This window comes from Acinetobacter boissieri (assembly GCF_900096955.1).
Classification (GTDB): Bacteria; Pseudomonadota; Gammaproteobacteria; order Pseudomonadales; family Moraxellaceae; genus Acinetobacter; species Acinetobacter boissieri.
Genome location: NZ_FMYL01000004.1, coordinates 36,623 through 62,040 on the forward strand (window position 1 = coordinate 36,623; position 25,418 = coordinate 62,040).

The window sequence follows — 25,418 nt, forward strand, 5'->3', positions numbered from 1 at the left end:
TGGTCTACGCCTCCTAAGGCTCGCGGCTCACTTTAGTATCAAATGCTTTACGTATTAAAGTGGTATCTGGAAGCCCTTTAATTGGATCATCTGGATAGTATCCCACATGCATGGCACCTTGTTTGTACAAAGACTTTATCGTATTTGCTAATTCTTGTGACCCAATTGGCTTACTATTTTTTCTCCAGTCAACTGCTTGCAGTTCAATAACCGCTTTATTGAGTCCATTTGGATACTGCTTTACACGATTAATAATATCTGCATAAAACTTATCTTTATCTTTGGCTTGTTCCATGTAAGGCATTGCCATAATTGCAGTAAAATCATAACGACTTAACGATTGCTCTAAAGACTGTGAATACCATGTTTCTGCATTTGGATTCAGCACAACTTGTGCATACATATTGCGTGCAGTATGCAGTGCAGGTTGGTACTGTCTCACTTCGGCTGCAAGTTGCAATGCAAAGTTATCAAGATATTTGGTTTTAAATGAGGTCCATTTTTGCAAACTTTGCTCATTGTTTCTTACCGCTTCAAGATCTGTAGAAAGCCCTGCTTTTGCATAAGCTTGCAACGCTTGTGGACTTGCATCTTCGTAGTCAGATAATGTTGCATCGTCATGGAACAAAATACCATCAAAGGTTGCTGACTTACCTAAATCTTGATAAATCCCTTCAATCACTTTACGTGCTGGCGCAGAAAACGGCGTTAAACGAATGTAACCCATATTTAAATGGTCACTTTTTTTCGGTTGTTGTGTCACGACTAAATCTTTAGACACAGGGTTACTTTTCGGTAACTCCCATGCCAATAGTGGCATCCACGCATAGACACGCTGTACTTGTGTACGTGATGCAATTTGCCATGCCACACGGTTAAATAAGTCTTGGCGCACAGGTATATAACGGTTTGGGAAATACACCATGTCCGCAGAACCATTCGCATCTGGGTCAGAAAATGCTTGTAAGTAAACAGTGTTGACGTTCATTTTTTGAATACGGTCAAGCAGGTTTCCTAAATTACGCTCTTCTTGTGCTTGATCTTTATCATAAATATAGTCTAAATCTACATGCATAATTTTTTGTGGATATGCATTATCCCCTAAATTTTTCTCTCTATTTTCGATCTCTCGACCCAAGTCATCTAAACTCATGTCGTGTTCAACCAAAATACGATTCAAAGCACCTAACGACTTTTTCAAATAAGCGGGGCCATCATCTAACGTAATGGTAATTGGCATACCTAGATGTTTCGCAATCCGCACAGTTTCTAAATTGTAACGTCCATATGGCCATACCATCACACGTGGTACAGGTATGCCATTGGCTTTTATCATGTCATTATTTTTTTTCAGGTCATCATAGATACGTTTGTTATATGCACCATCACCTTCATATTTTTTGGTTTTTGGATCATATAAGCGTGTTGTCGCCGCAGGTTCAGAATTACCCTGTGGATTACCTAAAATACCATGATGCAAGTTAAAGCTATGGCTTGCAATTTCAACATAACCACTGTCACTCATTTCTTTGATTTGTGACCAAGTTAAAATTTTATTACGTGCAATTTTATCATCACCAAATTGTACTTCTGTTGTACTTGGCGTATTTACCCATGATCCAACAATTGCAAGTACAATTGGAATTTTATTTTCTTTTACAAATGGATAAATATTGCTATAAAAAGATTCGTACCCGTCATCAACTGTAAGTAATACAGGCTTTTCAGGCAAGATTTCTTTACCATCATGTGCTCTTAAAAGCTGTGTGACGGAAATAAAATGAAAACCATTTTTCTGCAACCATCTTACTTGTGCTTCAAAATTTTGGGTAGTGACTGCGTAAAATGGAATGAGTGCATCGTTTGCTTGGTTAGTGACTTCATGATACCCAATCACAGTTAAAGTTGTGGGTTTAATATGAGGCTTTGTTGCCGCATACACAGATGAGGTCATAGCAATACTTGCCAGACTCAGGCAGCTTACAAGTACTGAACCTAGAAAACGATTAAACATATTTTTTCCGCTTATAAATTTTACATGATTGGCTGACAGCACTCACAACTGACTTTTTAATGCTCAACAGTCAATACTATGTGATGCTTGACTCACTTTTGATAAATATATTGTCAAAAGTTAAACTGAATTTCAGCTTAAAAGATGCCATAACCACCCAAGCCATCGCCTGATCAGCTGTAGAGCTTGGGTTAAATGTTCACAAAAGAGACTCTAAATATATAATTACAGCCGAATCAAAGACTTAATTAAATTATAAATATATTACAATAAAATTAAGTATCTCTTTTTATTCCTATGATATTTTCGCACAATATTTCATAATATCAAAGACAACATTTGTATAAATAAAAGTGAACAATTTATGGCGAATTTCTGTCGTTTCGCCTTAAAGAGATCACCTTCAATACTTATTTTTTGGCTTTATATATATCACAAGATAATTTTTCATGCTGTTGCAGACGAAAAGATTTTCTTTGTTCAGCTGCTTCGAAGTGACAGCGTTTCCATTCTGTGTCTAGATTTAGCTTGGGTACGGGCTGAGGTTTCCCATGTTCGTCTACAGCAACCATAGTGAAGTAGCAACTGTTGGTATGGCGTTGAGTTCTTTTACGAATATCCTGTGCTTCTACTCTTACCCCAACTTCCATAGATGTGCGTCCAACATGGTTAATTGAGGCGTAAAATGTCACCAATTCACCCACATGAATCGGCTCTTTAAATGTGACCTGATCAACCGACAATGTCACAACATAACTACCCGAATAACGACTTGCACAGGCATATGCGACTTGGTCTAGTAGTTTTAAAATAGTACCACCATGTACATTACCCGAAAAGTTAGCCATATCAGGTGTCATTAATACAGTCATTGTTAATTCAGACTGCTCATCTGAGGGTTGTACAGCGGATTGGTCTGAAGCAGGCATAATAAAATCCAACATAAAACATGATTTATTACAAAATTATATACGATTTCATTCTTATAATTCACCGTTCATTCTACATAATTACACATCATTGTTGTGATGAGTCACTGTGATTAATAAATACAGAAGGGATATGTTCTAGCACTAAGTGTGGTGCCGCGGGTATAAACTGATGCGCTTTTAGAGTAATTGCTTGCTGAATAGCAGGCATTTGCATTTGTGTTGCAACAAAACCTGCTTGCAATGCTGTTTCTCGCTCTTTTACATCAAAAATATGGGCTTTTTCACGAATATCTGGACGAATAACCACGTCTGCAGATTTTAACTCTACTTGTGAAAGTCGTTGCTGCATAATATTAATATTTTGATTAAATAGTCCCCACATATTGGTTGTTTCGGTATACTGCGGTGGTTGCAAAATATCTACAGCAATCACAATATCTGCACCCAATTGCCGTGCAACATCTACAGGCACTGGACTGACTAAGCCACCATCTACATATTCATGTCCTGCAATTTTAGCAGGAATAAACATGCTCGGAATCGCTGTTGATGCCTGAATTGCTTGCCCTGTATTACCATAGTTAAATACTTTTTTCTGACCTGTTTTCAAATCTGTTGCAACAACAAAGAATGGAATTTTCATTTCTTGCAATGGTCTATTTTCAACATTTTTATTGACAAAAGTAGCAACTTTTTCACCATCTAAAAAACCTTTACGCGTTAAGGTAATTTCACGTACATCGTTTACTTTCATATTTAAAGCAATTTGTGTAATTTCTGCGGCAGTTTTACCACTGGCATAAAGTGCTCCAACCACGCTGCCGGCACTGGTCCCAACAATTAGATCTGGTTTTAAGCTTTGTTGTTCTAATGCTTGTAATACACCAATATGAGCATACCCTCTTGCACCACCACTGCCTAAAACCAAGGCCACAATCGGACGCTGTAGTTGCTGTTTTAGTTGCTGAAACTGATTTAAGTTTAATTTTTCTTGCGCATACAAAAAAGGAGGCATGACATTTAATGCAATCGGCGTTGATTCTTGCGCGTGCACATGTACACAAAAAGTATAAATAATTGTGAGTAGAATTAAAGAACGTGTTTTCATAGACAATCGTGATGCACTTGGTTTCAACATATGCATAGTGTACGTCTTTGTAAAAGATTTTTTTATTTTCTTTAATAAAATTATGTGCACTATATTGCTAAAAATACAACCAATTCACTTAAAAAAAACTACAATTTCAATAAAAATGTATCTCTTGTGTGTACTTTTATATTCTTAAAGATACCAACGTTATATCTTATGTTGGGTATATAAAATGACTAAATCTTATTACTTAATTAAATTTACACAATCATAAGAGAACATACTATGTATAAAATAATCACTCTAGGCTTACTAACAGCCATTACAGGAAGCACTTTTGCTGCTGACTTAGGGCCCTCTAGAACAAGTTTAGGCTCAATTAAAGTAGATGAAAATAAACCATTTCGCTTAGAAGGTGATGTTGGCTACTTACTTAACAATACGAAATCAACCGATGGTAGTAAATCAGACAAATCTAATTTAACTGGACGTATTTTATTTCAACGTCAATCAGGTATTTGGGGCCAAGAAGTCTTAGCCACAGCGCTAAGTACAAATGATAATAACTCATCAAATAACATTGAGCGCTACCTCCTGTCTGGAAAAGTTTCGCATAGTAGTTCAAGTACAATCTATCAATTTGGTAAGCTGACTGCTGAAAAAGATTTAAGCAGCGCATTTGACTACCAACTTAGTGCTACTGGCGGTGTAGGTATTAATATTTTAAAAGATGAAAAACAATCTTTATCTGCTGAAGCAGGTTTAGGTTATCGTTTTAGTAAAGAAAAAGTAGAGCCAAAAGATACTACAAATGAATTGATTGGTACTTTAGCTGCTTTTTATGAGTACAAAATCACACCTACTGTACGCTTCAACCAAGATTTAGGCTACGAATATGGCCAAGACTCTAAAACTTTCCGTTCTAGAACAGCACTGATCACTGACCTGACCACTCACTTTTCTGCATCTGCAAGCTATAACATTAAAGACATTCAAGCTGACCTTGGCAACAGCCGTGACTCGCTATTGTCTTTAGGTGTTACTTATAAGTACTAAAATGACTATTTAAAAAAAGCGGTGTAATTAATTTACACCGCTTTTTTTTATTTTAACTATGGGTTTGTACGTTCCAAACTATTTTCACGTTGACGATGAGTGAGCAAAAAGTAAATATACCCAAGAACCAAAAACCCAATAAATACAGCACCAATGGTTGGATTAAAATAAAACATAGACACAAAACAAACTATAGAAATAACAAGCGCAATTGCAGGAATAACAGGATAACCAGGCGCTTTAAAAGAACGCTCTAAATTTGGAGCACTACGGCGTAATTTAAACAAACTCAGCATACTCATAATATACATGAGCAATGCGCCGAAACAGGCCATAGTCACAATCGCTGCAGTTAGGCTCATACCCTGAACCTGAATAACACTATCACTAAAAATAGCCAATATACCTACAATACCGCCTGCAATAATGGCACGGTGCGGTGTTTGAAAACGAGAGAGTTTCGCTAAACCGGCAGGTAAAAACCCAGCTCGCCCTAAAGCAAAAATTTGTCGTGAGTAGCCTAAAATAATGCCATGAAAACTTGCAACCAAACCAAATAAACCAATCCATACCAGCATGTGCATCCATGCCGAGTTATGTCCAACAACTGCTTTCATTGCTTGTGGTAATGGATCATTAATATTAGAAAGTTTCGTCCAATCGCCTACACCACCTGCAAATAACATCACTAAAAAGGCCAAAATGACTAAAGTTAAAATACCGCTAATATAAGCTCTTGGAATGGTTTTCTTAGGGTCTTTCGCCTCTTCTGCCGCCATTGCAACACCTTCTATAGCCAAGAAAAACCAAATTGCAAACGGTATCGCTGCAAAAATACCAGAAATAGCAGGTAAACTAAAATGATCAGCCCCTGCCCAGCCATTGAGTGTGAAATTAGAAAAACTAAAGCTTGGCTGAACCACACCTACAAAGACTAAAAGCTCAATCACCGCTAAAACTGTTACAACCAACTCAAATGTTGCAGCAATTTTCACCCCAACAATATTCAATCCCATAAATACAACATAAGCCCCAACAGCAGCGTATTTAGGGTTAAGATCTGGAAATTGAACATTTAAATATGCACCAATCGCCATTGCAATCGCAGGTGGAGCAAATACAAACTCAATCAGCGTTGCAATACCTGCAATAAAACCACCAGTATCGCCAAAGGCTTTACGACTATAAGAAAATGGCCCGCCCGCATGAGGTATTGCCGTTGTAAGCTCAGTAAAACTAAAGATAAAACAAGTATACATCGTGGCAATAATCAACGTTGTGACTAAGAACCCCAACGTACCAGCCACACCCCACCCATAGCTCCAACCAAAATATTCACCAGAGATTACAAGCCCAACTGCAATCCCCCATAAGTGAAACACACCCAATGTAGGTTTTAATTTTTCTGTCATTGCACGCTCCTTTTATTAGCGAAAACACATGATTTTTTTAATATCACACCCCGAATAAAAATGATCATGCGCCACGTGCTTTAGAAAAACTTGACTTTAAAACGCAACATAAAGTGAGCTAATGTCAAGTCAAGCAAATTTCATTTGGTATAGGCTTAATTTAAAGATTAATCTCATGCAGTCGAGAATACCAACATGTCATACGTCGAACAAAATGAATACCTCAGCATAGATGAACTACAACGTATTGCGTTAGATGCCTCAAACCACTATTCACAAACAAAAAATGCACAGGTCAAGTTGTTGTGCCAGTCCGAAAATGCCACATTTATGGTGTCTACCTCACAAGAAAAATTTGCACTACGCATTCACCGCCCTCACTACCATAGCAAACAAGACATTTTGAGTGAGTTACATTGGTTACAAGCACTTCAGGAAGATGGAATGTCTGTGCCTGAAGCGATATTGAGTCAAAACAATGAATATGTACTTACGTTACCAAGCAGTGATAGAAGCGTTCGCTATGCTGTATTGTTTAAATGGATTAATGGTGATATGCCAACCACAGAGGTTAACCCTATTGCATTTAAACAACTCGGAGAAATTACTGCAAGATTACACAAACATAGTAAAAAATGGCAAAAGCCCGATCATTTTCAACGAATTATCTGGAATCATGACACCATGGTCAGTGCCAATAGTCATTGGGGCGATTGGCGTAATGCACCCTATTTAAAAACCAGTGATCATCAAGTGATTGATGAAGCAATTCATCAGATTGACGGCTCAATGCAACAACTTGGGCAAACAACAGAATATTACGGTTTAATCCATGCCGACTTAAGGCTAACCAATTTACTATTACAACAAGGAAAAATTGGCGTCATTGACTTCGATGACTGTGGTATGGGTTGGTTTATGCACGATCTTGCAGCAGCAATAAGCTTTAACGAACACCACCAACCTGCCGAACAATGGGTAGAACAATGGGTCAATGGCTATGAGAAAAATGCTCATATTAGCAATGAAGAATATGCACGCATTCCTGCATTTATTATGCAACGTCGTATACAAATGCTGGCTTGGATTGGTTCACATGCCACTACAGATATGGCGTATAGTTTAGGTACAGATTGGGCTCACCACACGATTAGGTTATGTAAAAAGTACCTCAACAACCAACTTCCTGTGGGTATTTAGCTGTCATACAATCATCATATTGGTACATATCTTGCTTCATTTATAGAAAACAAATGAAGCAAGAATAAAGATGGACACACCATATCTTCGCCAAACCACTCAGTTATTTCAACCTACGGGCAACCAAGGTGTTTTATCTGCAGCGGCTACAGGTTTAAGTGACTTTATTTTAGAAAAAGGGGCAGATGTCGCACATGTATTTCACGTCAGTGGCATCAACACCCAACTTCTTGAAAGCCCGACACTCAGCTTACAACTGCCAAATTACTGCCAAGTTTTAGAGCAAGCCGCAAATTTATCGGGCTGCGATAACTTTGGGCTGTACTACGGACAACAATTTAAACCCAAAGCACTTGGTTTAATTGGCTACATTGCACTATGCTCGCCAACACTCGAACACGCACTAAAAAACATGACGAGCTATTTTCACTTGCACCAAAAAGACACCCTTACTCGTTTAATCGAACAACCTGATCACTGGCGTTTAGACTACCAAGTACAGCACGGCGCAATTTTAGCACGGCGCCAAGATGCTGAACTGACGATGGGTATGTTTATGAATGTTATTCGCAGTGTTTTAGGTCAGCACTATGCCCCTAGAGCCATTCACTTTGAGCATACTCGCCCAGCAGAATGCCAAGAACACAGTAAATTGTTTAATGCACCCGTATATTTTGATCAGCCATATAATTCTATATTAATCAGTAAAACAGACACATCTGTATGCATGCCTGAGAGTGATCCTATTTTACTCACCGTGATACAAGACACGCTACGCCTACTCAATACTCAACCCTCACAACAACAACTGACAGACCAAGTCCGCTCATTCATTTATTTATCCTTTAGCCAAGGAGAGCCTCAACTTGAGCGTACTGCACAAGAGCTAAATATGTCGAGTACTTGCCTCACACGCAAACTTAAAAGTTATGGAACAACTTTTTCTGCATTGGTAGATCACGTTCGTTGTGAAGTCGCCGAGCACTATATGAAGCAAAATCATATGTCTATTTCTGAAATGGCATTTTTATTAGGCTACTCTGAGGTCAGTGCTTTTTCTAGGGCATTTAAACGCTGGTTTGGTATTACACCACGTCAGTGGCGACACTAATACAACGACAAGGCTTTAAGTATGATATGAAACACTATGAATTTTTATGTTATTGAATCCAATCCAATATATGCTCTACAGTTTGAGATAAATAACGCCCCGTTGCATAACTATGATCTGCCCCTTGCATTAAAATATAACGCGCGTTTGTATAACGTTTAGCAGTTGCTTTTGCAATATTAGAGACAACCACTTTATCTTCTGTACCACTCACCACTAAGACAGGCGCTTTAAAACCGTGAGTATTCACTGTAGATGCGTGATTTGAATCTAAAAACCAAAATACCATTTCAGTATAAGCTCGACCAGAGTCTGCAACCAAATGCGAATACACCGCATTTTGTACATCTACACTTTGTCGATTCATACAATATTTTGCCAATACATCTTTATTGGGTAATACTGGTTTTTTCCAAAACCCCCACTGTAAAAAATGCTTATAAAATGCTAAAAACATCGTGGGATAAAGCGAAAATATCCCAGCCATTGGTGCGGGGCCCAAAAGAATCAACCCTTTACAATATGCAGGATTTTTTGTTGCTACAAGCTGAGCAATAAGTCCACCCAATGAGTGTCCAACCAACCATACAGGCTGATTTATCTCGAAAAGTAACTGTTCAATATCTCTAACATAATCTGTCAGACTCACACTCGCAACAGCGTTCAAGCCCTCTTGAAAAGGTAAATCATGGTAACGTAAGTGAGGACAATACACATCAAACCCAGCGTCTAACAATAAGGCTTTACAATCAGACCAACTTTGTCCAGAAGCCCATGTGCCATGAATTAATACAATGATGTCTTTGTTTTTTGTCATACCCACGACCTAACACGATTATTTTTATTATTTAAAAGCAAAAAAAACCATAAATATAATACTTATGGTTTTCATATATTAAATTGAAGTAATTGCAGAGTAACTTAGAGGTAATGAAAAACTCATCAGTACAATAGATGCAGTACGCTGTAAATTACACTGGTTTAACCATGAGACACGGTTAGACACTAGTACAGAACCAATAGAAATCCAAAAACAAGCAATAGGTACAATGAGTGATAAAAACACTGAAATATGTAATGCATATGCAGACAAATTACTCCACGCGTCGTGTGGAAAAATTGCCGAAGCAAACAATAGACCTTTCGGGTTTAATAATGTTGCAGCAAACAGTGCTTTGGCTGTAATTGCAGGCTGATTTAAATCAGTAGCAACATTTGATGTTCTCCATAACTTCACAGCCAAGTAAAAAATATAACTCGCACTGATCAGTTTTAGTACCGCGGGTAACCATGGCACAGTACTTGATACCGACTCAATGATTACTCCCCAAATAGAAATAGATAAAAAATAACCAATGGCTTCAGCAGGTACTAATTGTACTGACTTTCTAAAACCACTGTGAATACCTGCAGACGCCAACAGTGTATTGGTTGGGCCAGGTGTTAATAAAATGGTGATTACTAAACCTATAAATAACCATGTCATCATCATCACCTACGACTTTTAAGAATAGGCTTATTAATCACCGAGTGCCTTATGTTTGTCGAGAAAACAAATGTAAGTAAATATATAGAAAAACTCACACAAACAACCAAAATCTTAAAATATAAATTAAAAACAGATACTTAGACTTAATCTATTTCACCTATAAAAACCATAAAAAATATTAAAATGCACTCCAATCCAAGCACAAAAAACAACCTAAAAACTAAACATTGCAGTGAAAATAAGTTAAAATAAAGCAACTTTGCAACTATCTTAACAGCACTAAAACGATCTTTTTAGCTTTGTTAATGTTTGATCTAGTGCCCCAACTAACCAGTCAATATCTTGACGCTGAAATGCCAATGGTGGACGCAGTTTTAATACATTACCATGAGGCCCAGCCACCGAAGTTAAAACACGATGTGTATTTCTTAGCTCCTCAATAATATCTAGCGCAAGTGCTTGATTTGGTGCTTTGCTCTCTCGGTCTTTGACCAACTCAAAACCAATAAATAGTCCTGCACCACGTACATCACCAATACACTCGTGTTTATGCATCAGTTGTGTTAATTCATGCTTTAATTCAGCACCCACTTTTTGACTATGCAACTGCAACTCTTCTTCTTGAATCACTTTTAATACAGCTTGTGCTGCAGCCATAGATACAGGGTTACCACCAAAAGTATTAAAGTACGGAATTTGGTCACTAAAAGCAGCCAATACATCATGCTTTGCTAACAAACCCGACACAGGAATACCATTACCCATTGGTTTACCTGTAGTTACAATATCTGGCACAACCCCATGGCGACCAAATCCCCAAAATGCATCACCCGTACGTGCAAAACCTGGCTGTACTTCATCTGCAATAAAGATACCGCCATTTTTATGTACTACATCCACTGCTTTTTTCAAAAAACCCACAGGGTTTGGTATGACACCATCAGATGAAAAAATAGAATCTGCTAAAAACCCAGCAAATCGAATACCGTTGGCTTGCATATCATCTATTTGCTGTTGTATTTGATCCGCAAACCAGTCACCTAGATCCTCTCCGCCCAAACGGTATGCATCTGGTGCAGGTACAAGTCGTGTTGTATTTGCCAATGGTTGACCTGAACCTAACGCAGGTGAACAACCTGAAGTCAGCTCGCTTGTACCATGATACGCCTCTTGCGACACAATAATACCTGTACCACCGGTGTACTCACGCGCCACTCGTATCGCCAAGTCATTGGCTTCCGATCCTGTACACATATACATGGCACGATTAATTTCAGATGGCAGTGTTTTTAATAACTCATCGGTATAATTTAAAATATTTTCATGTAAATAGCGGGTATGTGTATTTAAATTTTGCATTTGCTCATGCACGGCGGCTACAACTGCAGGATGGCAATGTCCAATACTCGCCACATTATTATACACATCTAAGTACTTTTGCCCTGATGCATCCCACAAATACTGCCCTTGCCCTTTCACTAAATGTACAGGGTTTCGATAAAACAAACGGTATGACTCACCCAGCACCTCACTACGTTTATCGGTTAAACGGCGTGTGTTTTGGTCCAATTGTTCGGCGTGTTCTGCTCTAAAGCTATTGGTGTCCATGATTGTAGATTTTGTCACCATGATATTCCCCTCAATACATTCGTTTTTATGTTCATTTGATTAAAACACAAATGCAATTAAATACACAAATACTTTTTTATACACAAACAACTCGATAAAATAAACAAATCCAACTATGCTTGCACATAGAAATTGAGGATATTTAGAATGCTACAACAAGAACGCTTACACCGCATACATACGTTACTTTTACAAGTACAGCAACTCAGTACTGAACGTATTATGCAAGAGTTAGCTATTTCTAGAGAAACTGCACGGCGTGACATGATCACACTTGAAAATACGGGTCATGCCAAACGTGTGCACGGCGGTATTATTTGCACGCAAACCGTTGCAGAAGCACCTCTCAATGTACGTCATGGGCAAATGATTAAAGAAAAACGAGCAATTGCTAAGGCTGCAGTACAGCAACTCAGTGCAGGTCAAACTATTTTTATAGATGCAGGCAGTACAACGGCTATTTTGGCTGAAGAGCTCAGAACACTTTCTAGTCTCACCATTATTACCAATAGTTTGCAAGTCGCTTTAAATTTAAGTGCGGGTGACGGCTCAAAGCATCATTTAATTTTGCTCGGTGGAGAAATAATCACACAGCCACAAACACAAGGCGATCAAACTATCAGTGAAATTCAGCGTTATTATGCAGATGTTGCTTTACTTTCACCTGCAGGCATAGACCCATATGCTGGAGCAACCAATTATCAAACCAGTGAAGCCAATATTGCCAAAGCAATGGTTCAACATAGCCGACTCACGTTTATTTTGGCAGATGAACGAAAACTACATCAAGTGAGCCGTATTGAGTTTGCTAAACCCCATGAAGTTGACTTACTGATTAGTAATCAAAATAAAGACACGCAACGTACAGCAGAATTAAACAGCCATTTTAAACAAGTGATTTGGGCTTAAAGCCAAATTTCAGACAAAAAAAGACCATGCAAAGGGTGCATGGTCTATAAAATGGTGGCTATGACGGGACTCGAACCTGTGACCCCAGCATTATGAGTGCTGTGCTCTAACCAACTGAGCTACATAGCCTAAAACAGTTTGCGAATATTATTCAATAAACATTACTGTGTCAATATTTTTTTTAAATCATTTGAAGTGAGCCTGTAAGCCGGGTTCTGTTAAAAACGATCATTCCTCTAGGCATACAATCACTCATATGCTCAAGCGACCTACCCGAGTCCAGTATGGGTCATACCTATGTGGACTCCTATTTGGTCTTGCTTCAGGTGGGGTTTACCTTGCCATGAACTGTTACCAGCCATGCGGTGCGCTCTTACCGCACCCTTTCACCCTTACCACTTTACAGTGGCGGTCTCCTCTCTGCTGCACTTGCCGTCGGCTCACGCCGCCCAGGCGTTACCTGGCACCTTACCCGATGAAGCCCGGACTTTCCTCCCCTACTTTAGTCACGAAGACCTCTATAGCAGCGACCGTCCAGCTCACTTCGGCGCATATGCTAACAAATCTTACGCTGAATTGCTTGTATTTTTTTCAGCAATTATTTTTTCATACTTCGCATGTAATTGATCATGCGTTTCTTCATGCGCTGGGTCTTTAGGAATACAGTCAACAGGACAAAATAGCTGGCACTGGGGTTGATCATAATGTCCAATGCATTCAGTGCACAAATCGGGATCAATTTCATAGATCAACTCGCCCAAATAAATCGCTTCATTCGGACATACTGGCTCACACACATCGCAATTAATACATTCATCTGTAATATAAAGTGACACGTTACCAACCTTGTTGATGTTTATGATAAAAGGCCTCTACAACTGCCTTAGGTACAAATTTAGAGACATCGCCATGTAAACGTGCAATCTCTCTGACCATAGTAGATGAAATAAAGGAATATTGCTCTGACGGCGTTAAAAATACTGTTTCAAAATGTGGGTCTAGTGTTCGATTCATATTCGCTAACTGAAACTCATACTCAAAGTCTGAAATTGCACGTAAACCTCTCAACACGGCAGTCGCATGTTGCTCTTTCACAAAATTGACCAACAATCCATCAAATGTTAAAAACTCTACATGAGGCAAATGATCTAAACATTGTTTTGCCAATTCAACACGTTCATTGAGCGAGAAAATTGGTTTTTTATGATGCCCTGCTGCAATGGCTATCACTACTTCATCGAACATTTTAGATGCTCTGACCACCAAATCAATATGCCCATTGGTCATCGGATCAAATGTACCCGGATAAATAAGACGTGTTTTAGACATATTTGTATGCTCGTTGTCATTTTATATTTGCTTATTCTAGCAAAAACTTGTTTTTTATAAAATCGTCACCATTTTTAGCACATCGCACACACAAATGCTTCACCTCACCTAAACTTTACGGCACAATAGGTGCAGATTGGGAATGAATAAATTATGGCGAAAGTAAACGTAGTTAAAAAAAATAATGGCGGCACTATTGCGCAAAATAAACGTGCCCGTCATGATTATTTTATTGAAGATAAGTTTGAAGCGGGTCTTTCTTTACAAGGTTGGGAAGTGAAGTCTTTACGCGCAGGCCGTATGAGCTTGGTCGAAAGTTATATCATTTTTAGAAATAATGAAGCATTTTTGTTTGGTGCTCAAATTCAACAACTGCTTTCTGCATCGACCCATGTTGTGCCAGAAAATACACGTACTCGTAAACTTTTACTTTCCCGCCGTCAAATTGAATTATTGATGGGTGCGGTGAATCAAAAAGGATATTCTTGTGTGCCACTTGCCTGCTATTGGAAAGGTCACTTAGTCAAACTTGAAATTGCCCTTGTAAAAGGTAAGCAATTACACGACAAACGTAACAGTGAAAAAGACCGTGATTGGCAACGAGATAAAGCCCGTTTGTTTCATAAGTAAACCTTAAAAAGGGCTGATATATCAGTCCTTTTATATTTCTATGCTTTTCTATTGCTTAGTAGCAAAACCAAACTAAGAAAAATGTATTTGTGACTAATAATTATACAGTCACAATCCTGCCTTTTATAAAATAAACAGTTGGTTTGTATCCCCAAAAGCTCTTTTGCACTTTAAAAAGCTCATGAATAATAAAACGCTCTCCTTCAGCACTAGGAATATTTAAATTCCTTTCACTCCAGCGATCATAGCCACATCCTGCTTCCAATAAAATTGCTTTAATTTGTTCAAATTGAGAGACTTCACTTCTATTCATCGTTAAAACCTTGACGTGCAGCTTCTTTCACCCAGTCCATATTAAAAATAATTGACCTTGGTAAATCAATCATTTGCCGTAACACCATCATTTGCACCAAGGCATTCGCTTTATTTACATACTTAATATCAAGGGCAGCATCACCAATGAGAGCATAGGCAGGCTCAAAAGTGTACATATCATTCCAACCCAGGCCACCACATTTTTTAACGGCACGATTAAATAAAGGTTTGTCATTGATATCGCCTAAGTCAACTTTTTCTTGATTTATAGCAATAGTAAAGCTTGAAATTGCTGTATCATATTCATCCGTTCCATCTTCAATACTGCCTGTAATTTGACCACAAACTGGATCAATGGTCAGATGACTCTTTGTTTCCACATGAAAAATATATAAGTCATTAAATGCAGTACGTGATATGGCATAAAAATGTCCACCCAGTTGTTTTTCATACTCTGTGCCTGCCAACCATGCATCCACCACAGGTTGCCATTCAGTCGGATTAACAAATTGATATGCTCCATGTTCAAATTGACAAAACCCAGCTTGTTTCCATATTTCAATTAACGTTGGACTAAGAATAGATTCATATTGCGCAATGATTTCTACTGGTACTGGACACATTTTCGTAATTGGTCCGAGATCTTCTATCATCATTTTTAAGCGTGATGAGTACATAAAAAGTTTCCTTATTTACATAATTCAAATTTAAAATTTAATAAAACATGAGCTTTTCATCATATTTATCTACTTTGATAAAACCTTTTCGACCAATACAACATAAATCATGTGGCATACGGTCACTCCCATTTAAGCAACCATTAGAAATAACTTATGTATTGTTAAAAAATATAACGCTCACAAATGCGACCAAAACCTGTATAAAAAACAATGAAAATTGTATTTTGATAAGTTTTAAGGTGGCCACACATCGGGCTTGCCAACTGCGTGTTGGAGTAAGCGGCGTAGCAAGCTTAAGCAAAGCCAAGCTTTGATCTATGTTTTCTGCTTGTTGGCACGCTATTTCACTGGGTTGATGTATAAAAGATCTAAAAATTTGCTCATCAATAGACAAACGAAATGAGTAATACTTAATAGCAACAGCCAATAACACTTGAGTAAACAATAACCCTATCACCCCATAAGACAGATCACTAAAATAACCCAAGACTAAAAATGTAAGTAAAAACACACTAGAAGTTATATCTATATGTTTATAGTAGCGAAAAAATGCATGTGTCAGCTCAATGATATTCATCATATCCCTTATCCTTATTGCCTGATAAGCAATAGTTGCTGCAAAACCTGTAAATGATTTAGTTTTAATACAACAAAAGGGCGAGATACTTTTATGATATTGACCGCATCTTGAACGGTTTTGGCATGACGATAGTAAATCAACCACGCGGCTAAAACGCATGCACTACGTGAATAACCCAAAGCACAACTAATAAGTATATTTGAGGTGGTTTTATGTGTATCTAGCTTTTGAACCAGTGACTCTAAAGCCTCTGCACCGTGTTGTAATTGTGCCAAAGTGGGTGTGGTGAGGTCTAAAATGGGTGTTAATTGATATTTGCACATAGCAGGTACACTCACAGGAAGCTCCGCACACGTATCTAATAAACCATCAAACTGTTGCAGTGTTTTAAAACGACTTATTCGCCCCAAATAAAGTTGAATATGTTTGGGAAAGTGCGTTTCATTTTGAATAATTAATGAAGGCTGAGGTTTTTTACGTGTCCATAATCTGGAATTAACCCATGCTGCGATTAAATATGGAGTGAGTAAAATCAAAACGGCGACAGACATACGACCATGACTATTTTTTTGAAATGCCGATGCGTTTAAACACATATAAATCAAAGCAACCATCAATAGACTCAGCGATGGCCACAACAACCACAAAGCAAATGACTTAAAATAACTGGCAAACACACAAAGACTTATACTACCTATAAAATAATAAGTCGCTAAAGTCGTTCTTTTTTTATCGGCAGTAATCTGTATCTGTTTTAGAGGCTTTTCATATTCACTATCTGGCCAAACCCATAAACACAATGCGGCTACCACTACACCTGTAGGAATATCAATAAAATGATGTTGCCAAGTGGTGAGTACAGAAACGCCAATCAAAAAAGCCCAAATATGGACAATCCAACGCCATACATGTTGTGTTCTTTGTGCATAAAACACCCACAAGATGACTAACAGTACAATGTGCAATGACGGTGCTTGATTAAATGGTTTATCAAACCCCATGAGTGCATTATACATCATGCCAAAAAAGCCATGACTTTCTGGCCTGTGTGCCGTAAATTCAAGTGGAAATATTAAAAAGCAACTCACGCAAATCAATTGTGCCGTAAGCAAGCGTTTAATGTGTGTAGACAAAATACTAACATTTGCACAAATCAAAACAGACAATGCATAAAATAAGTCGATAGACCAATACGGAACAATAGTCCAAGGTACGAAAGGAATGTCTTTTTCCCAAGCAAACATGATTTCAGGTACATTTAGCCGTGTCGTGGCATACCAATTGGCAAAACCATAACTGGTAAAAAAAATGAAGCCGAGTAATGCCAATGCAAGACATTTATAAACCAAAAACTGAAGCGGTTTTATAGTGGCATACTTTAAATTAGCCATGCTTTACTTCTTTTCTTTGAGCAAGACTGACTGTAAAAATACCAAACTCATCAATACACTGGTCTATTTTCACAAATCCTGCTGCTGCAACCAACTGATCCATTTCAGCCTGTGTACGCAGACGCATGACCCAAGCATTGCCTTCGCGGTGACTGGTTAAAGCTCTTGCAATAAATTCTTGTTGTGGGTGCCAAATTTGACCGGTATAAATTAAGTACCCTTCTGAAACAATCACTTTAGCTAAACCCTCTAAAGACTGCTTGACCAAATGATTATCACTAAATAGCTCATATAACCCAGAGACAACAGCAACGGTTTTATTGGCTTTAATGTCAGCAAGGCTATTTTTATCAAATGCATCACCTTGCTCAAAATCTACAACACGCTCTAGTGCCTTACTCTGAATCAGTTTTTGCCCTTGATTCACATTTAACGGGCTATAATCTCTGAGTAAAACATGGTCAGGTCTATACTCTAATTTTTCTATGGCTTCTATAATGTAACGACCATGACCTGCTGCAATATCAACAATATTTACAGGTTGCTTTTGCGCTTTTAACCTTGTAATTACTTGCTGTAATAACATTTCAATATGTGTTTTTCGTACCCGAATTCCCTTCCAACCCACTGCATTTAAATACTGCCGGTCAATGACACGACCTAACCAATGGCGGCTTTCTGGCGTATTTTTATAGACATAATCTAAGGTACTACCAGAGTCAAAACCTGTTTTTTGACCCAATTTTAAACCATCAGAAATATAACTACCTAAACGTAAATTATATTGTGTAAACGACCAATAAACATTTGCAAATGACTTTTGTGGTAAGGCTTCACTATATTTTTCAGCCATACTGCAACTCTGTCCTATTTGATCTGCATGGATTAAATCTAAAGGTTGAGGTAGCATCTCAAAGGATTGGGAAATAAATCTATGTATTTTTTGAGTCGCAAGATGTCTATTTTCCTCGCCCAAGGTGTCATGATAAAAACCATCTAACACATGCAACTCTTTTAAAGGGTGTGAGAGATTTTTGAAAAATTCAATTTGGGGTTTGGTATACACAACATAATCTGCACCAGAGATTAATAGCTGTGTAGGCACATGAATCGCCTGTGCATCTGCCACAACACGGTCTGCCGCATCGTACAAGCCCAATAACATTCTTACCGAAATGGCTTTAGCAATTGCAGGGTCTGTATCGTAGCTACGCGCACGGGCTTTATCATGTGTGAGTAAGCCTGCTTTAACATAGCTATTAATAAAAAAGTTTCCTTTTACTGCATGTAAACAACGTAACCCTGCCCGTGCAAATGGTACATACAACTTAATTTTAAAGGCAGGAGCAACCAAACAAAGTGCTCTAATATTGGGTGCATAATCATGTACCCAAGTTGCCGCAAGTACAGCACCAACACTTTGAGCAACCATAACCATATTTTCGGGTTGAATTGCATGTTTTTGTTGAATATGTAGTACAAAACTTTGTAAATCTTTCACACTACAGCCAAAACTTGGACTGTCTCCACGCAAGCCAGCAGATTCCCCATGCCCTCTCGCGTCCCAAGCAAAAAAATCACAATCAGGCAAGTTAAGCTCATCGACTAAATGAGCCATACGACCCGAGTGCTCATGACCACGATGCAGTAACACAACTGCTTTTTTTATTGTACAGCCACTTGTTGCTGACCAATGTTGGTAAAATAATTTTGCCTTATCGTGGCTATCAAAAAAGTGCTGTGTATGTATATACATCATATATATCCTTATTTTAGTTCATTTTTCTTTGGTGTATGCAATACAACACCGTTATGTACACGATTGTAAATCGTGACCAACAGCAATACTAAACAGATGCTTAATATAACATTGGGTGCATATTGCCAAACCCAATTCACATAAAATGTGTTGTCTTTAAACCATGGCCACAGACCCACAATTAAGCCCAATAGCCCAAATAAAAAAGCTCGATCACTTTTACCCATCGGCCCATCATATCTACGGTCTATACCAACCAATGAAGCAATAACCCCAGCATACTCACTCACTAGAGCCAAAAATATAACTACGAATAATAAATAAAGGTTAAATGTTGGCAAAAATAAAAAACATGCATATAAAGCTGTATCCGACACAACATCGCACAGCTCGTTCAAATACGCCCCCAGCGCACTTTGTTGGGCAAACTCTTTTGCTAACATGCCATCTATTGCGTTAAATGCCATGCGTAAAAACATCCACAGCGGAATCAGTAAAAACGATGCATAAACGTATTTCACACTGCTCAAGCCAACAAAAAGTGCAAGTAAAATGGATAGAAATGCAGCAAATAAAGTGATCTGATTTGCTGTAACACCAAAATGGTACAAAACTTTAACTACTGGCCTGAGTAAATCTTGAAACTGGGACTTATAGCTATAAATTGATGGCACAACCAACCCTCTATATGATTAAATTCAAATTTTGTATTAAAAATGTGATTTAATATACTATAACTATAATTTAACAGTACGAAAGTTTAATTTTCATGAAAAAGGATCAATTTACTCAAGGTCAATATAAATGAATCGCCACAAAAATCTTATATTCACAACATGTTTGGTACTTTTACCCGTATTGATTTTTTTTATCTTGGATAATGCACCTATACACACTTCTGGGAATGGTACTGGTGACTTGCTTGTTATTGCTCTTTTAGTCTTGGGAATGGGGGCGGCTTATCCAATTTTATTTTTTAAGCTCAACTGTCGCAGTTCTTCAATTTTGGCGTTGGGTACACTTATTTGTATTTTAGTGTTTTTTTATTGCGATATTTTTATACCAAAATCAGGGTTTATTAATGGCGGTATTTATGGTTTTATATTTGTCATTATTTTTGCTCCACCTTATTTATTCGTAACGATTTTTCAATATTTTTTAAATAAACCAACAAAAAGACAAATAATAAAGCGCAAGACGTATCTAGTCAAAACTGACTCACAAAAAGGATAAAGTAATAATGAATAAATACTTAGGTAAAATTATTGCTTACATACTCAGGCGTGCAGTACAACTTTTAACAGGTAGTCGTAGCCTTTGGGTGGGTTGTAGACCCAGATTAAAACAACGTATTTATTATGCTAACCACAATAGCCACATTGATTTTATTTTATTATGGGCATCATTACCTAAAGAAATTCGTAGAAAAACTCGCCCTGTTGCAGGTGGCAATTATTGGCACAAAAACAAAATAAGACGTTTTATTATTCAAGATGTATTTAACGGTATTACCATAGAGCATAATAAAAAAAATACTGACCCTCTGTTCCATGTCTACACCGCACTTCAAGAAGGCTATTCTATTATTTTTTTCCCCGAAGGGACACGAAACCGTGAGCAACCTGAAAATTTACTCCCATTCAAGTCTGGGTTATTTCATTTAGCTAAACAGCATCCCAATCTAGAAATTATTCCAGTTTGGATTGCAAACCTCAATCGGGTCATGCCTAAAGGTACATTTATTCCTCTACCCATTTTATCTACAGTAATATTTGGTAAAGCATTAGAGCATACAAATTACAGCACAGAAAAAAATCAGTTTTTACAATATGCTCAAACTGAATTAAACGTATTACAGGAATTTGAGTACCAATGACAAATCACTCTCAAATAACATATATTATTTTTGCAACTGTAACTTTAGTTTTAGCAGTCTCATCGATAACAGGACTTTTTCTAAAAAGAAAAATAAACCATCAGGTACATGCGGTCATAGATAATTTAAATGCTCGCATTAATGCATGGTGGGTCATGCTGATTATTCTATTTGGTGCGATTTTACTTGGGAAGCTCGGCTTAATTATCCTGTTTGCAATCGTTTCTTTTTTTGCACTTAGAGAGTTTATTACTCTGCTGCCCACACGGCGTGGTGATCATTTGGCATTAGTCCTCTCATTTTACATTCTAATTCCATATCAATACTACTTAGTTTATACCGACTGGTATGGACTATATTCTATACTTATTCCACTCTATGCTTTTTTAATTGTTCCAATTTCTCTTTTAAAATATGAAGATACTGCTTATTTTTTAGAACGAAGTGCAAAAATACATTGGGGTTTAATGGTTTCAGTATTTTGTATTTCACATGTTCCCGCATTACTTAATTTAAATGTAATAAACTTTACTGGTGAAAAAATATGGCTGATTATGTGGCTTATTTTAGTAGTACAGGCATCCGATGTACTGCAATATATATGTGGAAAACTTTTTGGAAAACGTAAAGTTGCACCCAAATTAAGCCCATCAAAAACAATAGAGGGCCTAGTTGGTGGCGTATTTCTCGCAACTTTGATTGGCTGTTTAACAAAAGGGCTAACCCCTTTTAATGTTTACCAAGCACTGATTGTGGCTTTCGCAGTTTGTATTTTTGGTTTTTTAGGTGGTTTAGTCATGTCTGCGATAAAAAGAGATCGAGGTGTAAAAGACTGGGGGCACTTAATACAGGGCCATGGTGGTATGTTAGATCGTATGGACTCTATTTGCTTTTCTGCTCCGATATACTTTCATATTATTCGATATTGGTGGACATAAACCACTCTCCAAATCAAAAATACGTCTTTAACACAGCTTTTACATATGTATTATTAATCCGCTTAGCTGTTGTGTAATGTACTTAAGCCAAAAAAGCAAACGTTGCCATACGACCTGTTTTGGCATCACGTCGATAAGAAAAATAATCTTGTGACTGCGCATAAGTACATGCTTTACCACCTAAAACATCAAGCACACCATGTTGTGCCAAAATGAATCGAGCAATCGCATATAAATCTGCCAAATATTTACCTTCATTATCTGATGCCCGAAAAGCAAACTCTACTGCATAACGTTCACAAAACGTTGCTTTGACTTCTGCACCTACTTCAAAACATGGCTGACTAATACATGCTCCAAGCCACGCCCAATTCGGATTAGTCTGCATACTGGCAATGGTTTGTTCAATGATACCATTGGCAAGACCACGCCAACCCGCATGTAAAGTCGCTACTTCCGAGCCTCGCTCATCACCCAAAACAATCGGTAAACAGTCTGCTGTCATCATCATCAGCGCATGACCTTTTTGCTGTGTCACTAAGCCATCACCACACAAAGGCTGAAAATAAACTTCATCTTCAATGCGGTGACAAGTCGTGCTATGTGTTTGTGTAAGCCAGCTAAGCTTGTATACACCATAGTGTTTTAACTCTGTAAGTAATGCCATACGGTGGGCATGTACACGCTGTGCATTATCGCCCACATGTAATGCTAAGTTAAAACCACTTAAACTCGGCTGATCAGTAGCCAAGGTTGCCGAATGCACGACATGTGTTTGCCCAACATAAACCCCTTTAGGCAATCCTGTTACAAAATGCATTTGGCAATCCTCTATTCATTATCAACACATATTAATAGGCTTTATTTTCTTCACGTAAGACGTCAACAAGTGTTTTAAAGTCTTCTGCCCACGGCGCTTCAAATAACATTTCTTCTCGCGTTCTTGGGTGAATTAGGCCCAATTTCGCAGCATGAAGTGCTTGACGGCGAAAGCCTCGTAAAGTCTCTGCCAATCGCTCAGATGCACCTGCAGGCACACGCACACGGTTCATATAAACGGGGTCACCGAGCAAGCCAAAACCAATATAGCTAAAATGAACACGAATCTGGTGGGTACGCCCTGTTTCTAGCTGTGCTTGCACACGCGTAAAATGCTGAAAACGTTCTTTCACATTGTAATGCGTCACAGCGTCTCGCCCACCCGGCAATACAGTCATTTTAATACGATCTACAGGGTGGCGTTTAATCGGTTCATCAATTGTGCCACCTGCAATCACATTGCCGTACACAATCAGGTCATATACACGATATACCGTCTTTTTAGCCAATTGCTGAGACAATGAAAATTGTGCTTCAAGTGTTTTTGCAACCACCAACAGACCAGAAGTATCTTTATCTATACGGTGTACCAGTCCTGCACGAGACAACTCAACAGATTTAGGTACATGGTGCAAAATTGCATTTACCAATGTACCTGTTGGATTACCTGCACCAGGGTGAACCACCATACCCACCGGCTTATCAATCACTAAAATATCATCATCTTCATAAATAATATTTAAAGGAATATTTTCAGCCTGGCAGTAAGTCTGTGGCTCTAAATCAACTTCTAAAGTTAAATTTTCTGTACCTTCACAGCGAGTTTTAGGCTTTACTTTGTTGCCATTCAGTAACAGGTAGCCATCATTCATCCATTGTTTGAGCTTTTCTCGTGAGAAATCCGCCCAAATCGTGGCAGCAACTTGGTCTACACGTAGTCCTGCATACTGTTCGTCTAACTGAACCTGCAACGATAAATGTGTTGCAGTGGTCGCAGAAGTATGATTATCTGCTGCGTCAGTCTCTTCAAGTAAGTTAAAATCTGTTTCAGTCAGATTAGAATGAGAATATTTTGTCAAAGTCATTTGGCTCATTAGAACAATTAATGGTTTAATAGTGCCATTGTAGCTCATTGCCCGTATTAACTGAGGAATTTTTATGTCGCTACCACGTTATAAAGTTACGATGCTTGCGCTTTCTTTAGGCATTGCTTGTACATTTGTGGGCTGTAGCAGTAATCCATCAAAAAAAGAAACTGCCGATCTTGGACCAAAAGCAACCGAAGAAACCTACTTCAGTGCTGCTCAAACTGCATTAGATAAAGGTCAATACAACGAGGCGGCAAAAAATCTGCAATCGATTGATACTTACTACCCTACTGGCCAGCGCATTGCACAAACCCAACTTGAACTCATTTATGTGAAGTTTCAACAAAAAGATTACCCTGCAGTTATTACTGCAGCAGATCGTTTTATTCGTTCAAATCCTGAAAGCCCTAACCTAGATTATGCATACTATGCAAAAGGTGTGGCCAACATGGAAGAAAACTACGATGGCATTATTCGCTATACGTCTTTAAAACAATCTCACCGTGATGTAGGTTATTTAAAAGTTGCGTATCAAAACTTTGTAGAATTTATTCAGCGCTATCCTTCAAGCCAATATGCTGTTGATGCTGCTGAACGTATGAAGTTTATTGGACAAGAACTTGCTGAACATGAAATGGAAGCGGCACGTTTTAATATTAAACGTCAAGCATGGGTGGCTGCAGTTGAACGTGGTCAATGGGTTGTAGAACACTTCCCAGATACACCACAAATTCCAGAAGCTTTGGCAACAATTGCTTATGGCTACACAGCGCTTGGCGATAAAACCACAGCACAGCAATATATTGATGTACTGAAACTGAATTACCCAAACCTAGTGAAAGCCAATGGTACAGTCAATTTAACTGCTGCACGTCATGAAGGAAGCTTCTTTAACCGTGCAACACTCGGTATTTTTGGTCGCGGTGAGCAAAATACACAAAGCAAATCACAACAAAATACTGAATCACGTAGCTTAACCAATAAATTAAGCTTTGGTTTATTAGACCGTCCTCATGTTGAAAGTACAGTACAGCCTCAACCAAAAGTTGAACCAAAAACATCGGAATCACGTAGCTGGTTAAACCGTTTATCACTCGGTATGCTTGACAAAGATCATTCATAAAACCAAATACACCATAAAGGCGGGCAATGCTCGCCTTTTTTTATTCGA

Annotated in this window: 26 protein-coding genes, 1 tRNA gene and 1 other RNA gene; 9 read left to right on the forward strand and 19 right to left on the reverse strand. The window is 38.1% G+C overall.

All coding sequences use genetic code 11. The features are described from left to right. Window positions 1-13: 13 nt before the first annotated feature. The 3 genes from pgaB to BLS38_RS05065 form a co-directional block, all read right to left on the reverse strand. A complete protein-coding gene (gene pgaB, locus BLS38_RS05055; RefSeq protein WP_092747334.1) occupies window positions 14-2,014 on the reverse strand; it encodes a poly-beta-1,6-N-acetyl-D-glucosamine N-deacetylase PgaB in 2,001 nt (666 codons plus the stop codon). Window positions 2,015-2,424: 410 nt separating this feature from the next. Continuing rightward, window positions 2,425-2,943 carry an acyl-CoA thioesterase gene (locus BLS38_RS05060; RefSeq protein ID WP_092747336.1) on the reverse strand — a complete coding sequence of 173 codons (519 nt, stop codon included), beginning with the start codon at window positions 2,941-2,943 and terminating at the stop codon, window positions 2,425-2,427. An 88-nt stretch (window positions 2,944-3,031) separates the two neighbouring features. Continuing rightward, a complete protein-coding gene (locus BLS38_RS05065) occupies window positions 3,032-4,054 on the reverse strand; it encodes a patatin-like phospholipase family protein (RefSeq protein WP_092747671.1) in 1,023 nt (340 codons plus the stop codon). A gap of 267 nt (window positions 4,055-4,321) precedes the next feature. On the opposite strand from BLS38_RS05065, the gene BLS38_RS05070 reads away from it, so the two are divergent. Beyond that, window positions 4,322-5,092: a DUF481 domain-containing protein gene (locus BLS38_RS05070; RefSeq protein WP_092747338.1), complete on the forward strand. Its 771-nt coding sequence runs from the start codon at window positions 4,322-4,324 to the stop codon at window positions 5,090-5,092. A 56-nt stretch (window positions 5,093-5,148) separates the two neighbouring features. On the opposite strand, the gene eat is transcribed toward BLS38_RS05070, so the two are convergent. Continuing rightward, on the reverse strand, window positions 5,149-6,504 hold the full coding sequence (gene eat / locus BLS38_RS05075) for an ethanolamine permease (RefSeq protein ID WP_092747340.1): 1,356 nt from the start codon (window positions 6,502-6,504) through the stop codon (window positions 5,149-5,151). 195 nt (window positions 6,505-6,699) lie between these two features. On the opposite strand from eat, the gene BLS38_RS05080 reads away from it, so the two are divergent. Both BLS38_RS05080 and qhpR read left to right on the forward strand, forming a co-directional pair. Beyond that, on the forward strand, window positions 6,700-7,704 hold the full coding sequence (locus BLS38_RS05080; protein WP_092747342.1) for a phosphotransferase enzyme family protein: 1,005 nt from the start codon (window positions 6,700-6,702) through the stop codon (window positions 7,702-7,704). 70 nt (window positions 7,705-7,774) lie between these two features. After that, on the forward strand, window positions 7,775-8,815 hold the full coding sequence (qhpR, locus tag BLS38_RS05085; protein ID WP_092747344.1) for an AraC-like transcriptional regulator QhpR: 1,041 nt from the start codon (window positions 7,775-7,777) through the stop codon (window positions 8,813-8,815). Between the two features lie 49 nt (window positions 8,816-8,864). Here qhpR and BLS38_RS05090 read toward each other — a convergent pair whose 3' ends face one another. The 3 genes from BLS38_RS05090 to BLS38_RS05100 all read right to left on the reverse strand — a co-directional run bounded on the left by BLS38_RS05090 (window position 8,865) and on the right by BLS38_RS05100 (window position 11,933). After that, window positions 8,865-9,632, reverse strand: a complete 768-nt coding sequence (locus tag BLS38_RS05090) for an alpha/beta hydrolase (protein ID WP_092747346.1) — start codon at window positions 9,630-9,632, stop codon at window positions 8,865-8,867. A 78-nt stretch (window positions 9,633-9,710) separates the two neighbouring features. Further along, the gene (locus BLS38_RS05095; RefSeq protein ID WP_092747673.1) at window positions 9,711-10,304 is read right to left on the reverse strand and encodes a LysE family translocator; all 594 of its coding nucleotides are present in this window, start codon (window positions 10,302-10,304) and stop codon (window positions 9,711-9,713) included. Between the two features lie 279 nt (window positions 10,305-10,583). Continuing rightward, window positions 10,584-11,933: an aspartate aminotransferase family protein gene (locus BLS38_RS05100; RefSeq protein WP_092747348.1), complete on the reverse strand. Its 1,350-nt coding sequence runs from the start codon at window positions 11,931-11,933 to the stop codon at window positions 10,584-10,586. Window positions 11,934-12,080: 147 nt separating this feature from the next. Between BLS38_RS05100 and BLS38_RS05105 the strand changes: the two genes are divergently transcribed. After that, the gene (locus BLS38_RS05105) at window positions 12,081-12,842 is read left to right on the forward strand and encodes a DeoR/GlpR family DNA-binding transcription regulator (protein ID WP_092747350.1); all 762 of its coding nucleotides are present in this window, start codon (window positions 12,081-12,083) and stop codon (window positions 12,840-12,842) included. Window positions 12,843-12,894: 52 nt separating this feature from the next. Here the strand turns inward: BLS38_RS05105 and BLS38_RS05110 are convergent. From BLS38_RS05110 to coaD, 4 genes are all read right to left on the reverse strand, one after another. Further along, window positions 12,895-12,971 (reverse strand) — tRNA-Met (locus BLS38_RS05110). A 59-nt stretch (window positions 12,972-13,030) separates the two neighbouring features. Continuing rightward, an RNA gene (gene rnpB / locus BLS38_RS05115) (RNase P RNA component class A) lies at window positions 13,031-13,388 on the reverse strand. A gap of 20 nt (window positions 13,389-13,408) precedes the next feature. Beyond that, a complete protein-coding gene (locus BLS38_RS05120) occupies window positions 13,409-13,678 on the reverse strand; it encodes a YfhL family 4Fe-4S dicluster ferredoxin (protein WP_092747352.1) in 270 nt (89 codons plus the stop codon). Between the two features lies 1 nt (window position 13,679). Continuing rightward, window positions 13,680-14,171, reverse strand: coding sequence for a pantetheine-phosphate adenylyltransferase (coaD, locus tag BLS38_RS05125; RefSeq protein ID WP_092747354.1), 492 nt, complete (start codon window positions 14,169-14,171; stop codon window positions 13,680-13,682). Between the two features lie 153 nt (window positions 14,172-14,324). On the opposite strand from coaD, the gene smpB reads away from it, so the two are divergent. After that, window positions 14,325-14,801, forward strand: a complete 477-nt coding sequence (gene smpB / locus BLS38_RS05130; RefSeq protein WP_092747356.1) for an SsrA-binding protein SmpB — start codon at window positions 14,325-14,327, stop codon at window positions 14,799-14,801. A gap of 100 nt (window positions 14,802-14,901) precedes the next feature. Here the strand turns inward: smpB and BLS38_RS05135 are convergent, their stop codons facing one another. The 6 genes from BLS38_RS05135 to BLS38_RS05160 all read right to left on the reverse strand — a co-directional run bounded on the left by BLS38_RS05135 (window position 14,902) and on the right by BLS38_RS05160 (window position 20,200). Continuing rightward, window positions 14,902-15,114 (reverse strand): hypothetical protein, encoded by a 213-nt coding sequence (locus BLS38_RS05135; RefSeq protein ID WP_092747358.1) that lies wholly within the window; start codon window positions 15,112-15,114, stop codon window positions 14,902-14,904. After that, entirely contained in the window at window positions 15,107-15,793 is a 687-nt protein-coding gene (locus BLS38_RS05140; RefSeq protein ID WP_092747360.1) for a GAD-like domain-containing protein, read from the reverse strand. Before BLS38_RS05140 ends, BLS38_RS05135 begins: the two co-directional genes overlap by 8 nt. Before the next feature lie 154 nt (window positions 15,794-15,947). Beyond that, a complete protein-coding gene (locus tag BLS38_RS05145; protein WP_092747362.1) occupies window positions 15,948-16,376 on the reverse strand; it encodes a hypothetical protein in 429 nt (142 codons plus the stop codon). A gap of 11 nt (window positions 16,377-16,387) precedes the next feature. After that, complete coding sequence (locus BLS38_RS05150; RefSeq protein ID WP_092747364.1) at window positions 16,388-17,767, reverse strand: phosphatase PAP2/dual specificity phosphatase family protein; 1,380 nt, start codon at window positions 17,765-17,767, stop codon at window positions 16,388-16,390. Then, the gene (locus tag BLS38_RS05155) at window positions 17,760-19,523 is read right to left on the reverse strand and encodes a bifunctional alpha/beta hydrolase/class I SAM-dependent methyltransferase (RefSeq protein ID WP_092747366.1); all 1,764 of its coding nucleotides are present in this window, start codon (window positions 19,521-19,523) and stop codon (window positions 17,760-17,762) included. Before BLS38_RS05155 ends, BLS38_RS05150 begins: the two co-directional genes overlap by 8 nt. Window positions 19,524-19,534: 11 nt before the next feature. Beyond that, complete coding sequence (locus BLS38_RS05160; protein ID WP_092747368.1) at window positions 19,535-20,200, reverse strand: CDP-alcohol phosphatidyltransferase family protein; 666 nt, start codon at window positions 20,198-20,200, stop codon at window positions 19,535-19,537. A 130-nt stretch (window positions 20,201-20,330) separates the two neighbouring features. On the opposite strand from BLS38_RS05160, the gene BLS38_RS05165 reads away from it, so the two are divergent. The 3 genes from BLS38_RS05165 to BLS38_RS05175 are packed head-to-tail and all read left to right on the forward strand — an operon-like array spanning window position 20,331 to window position 22,340. Further along, window positions 20,331-20,759, forward strand: coding sequence for a hypothetical protein (locus BLS38_RS05165; protein ID WP_092747370.1), 429 nt, complete (start codon window positions 20,331-20,333; stop codon window positions 20,757-20,759). A 7-nt stretch (window positions 20,760-20,766) separates the two neighbouring features. Then, on the forward strand, window positions 20,767-21,402 hold the full coding sequence (locus BLS38_RS05170; RefSeq protein WP_092747372.1) for a lysophospholipid acyltransferase family protein: 636 nt from the start codon (window positions 20,767-20,769) through the stop codon (window positions 21,400-21,402). Next, window positions 21,399-22,340 carry a phosphatidate cytidylyltransferase gene (locus tag BLS38_RS05175; RefSeq protein ID WP_092747374.1) on the forward strand — a complete coding sequence of 314 codons (942 nt, stop codon included), beginning with the start codon at window positions 21,399-21,401 and terminating at the stop codon, window positions 22,338-22,340. The genes BLS38_RS05170 and BLS38_RS05175 overlap by 4 nt, the downstream gene beginning before the upstream one ends. Window positions 22,341-22,422: 82 nt before the next feature. Here the strand turns inward: BLS38_RS05175 and pgeF are convergent, their stop codons facing one another. Next, window positions 22,423-23,160 (reverse strand): peptidoglycan editing factor PgeF, encoded by a 738-nt coding sequence (gene pgeF, locus BLS38_RS05180; RefSeq protein WP_092747376.1) that lies wholly within the window; start codon window positions 23,158-23,160, stop codon window positions 22,423-22,425. A 31-nt stretch (window positions 23,161-23,191) separates the two neighbouring features. After that, window positions 23,192-24,244, reverse strand: coding sequence for a 23S rRNA pseudouridine(1911/1915/1917) synthase RluD (gene rluD / locus BLS38_RS05185; RefSeq protein ID WP_092747675.1), 1,053 nt, complete (start codon window positions 24,242-24,244; stop codon window positions 23,192-23,194). Window positions 24,245-24,317: 73 nt separating this feature from the next. Here rluD and BLS38_RS05190 point away from each other — a divergent pair, with 73 nt between their 5' ends. Continuing rightward, window positions 24,318-25,370 carry an outer membrane protein assembly factor BamD gene (locus BLS38_RS05190; protein WP_092747378.1) on the forward strand — a complete coding sequence of 351 codons (1,053 nt, stop codon included), beginning with the start codon at window positions 24,318-24,320 and terminating at the stop codon, window positions 25,368-25,370. The last annotated feature ends 48 nt before the right edge of the window (window positions 25,371-25,418 follow it).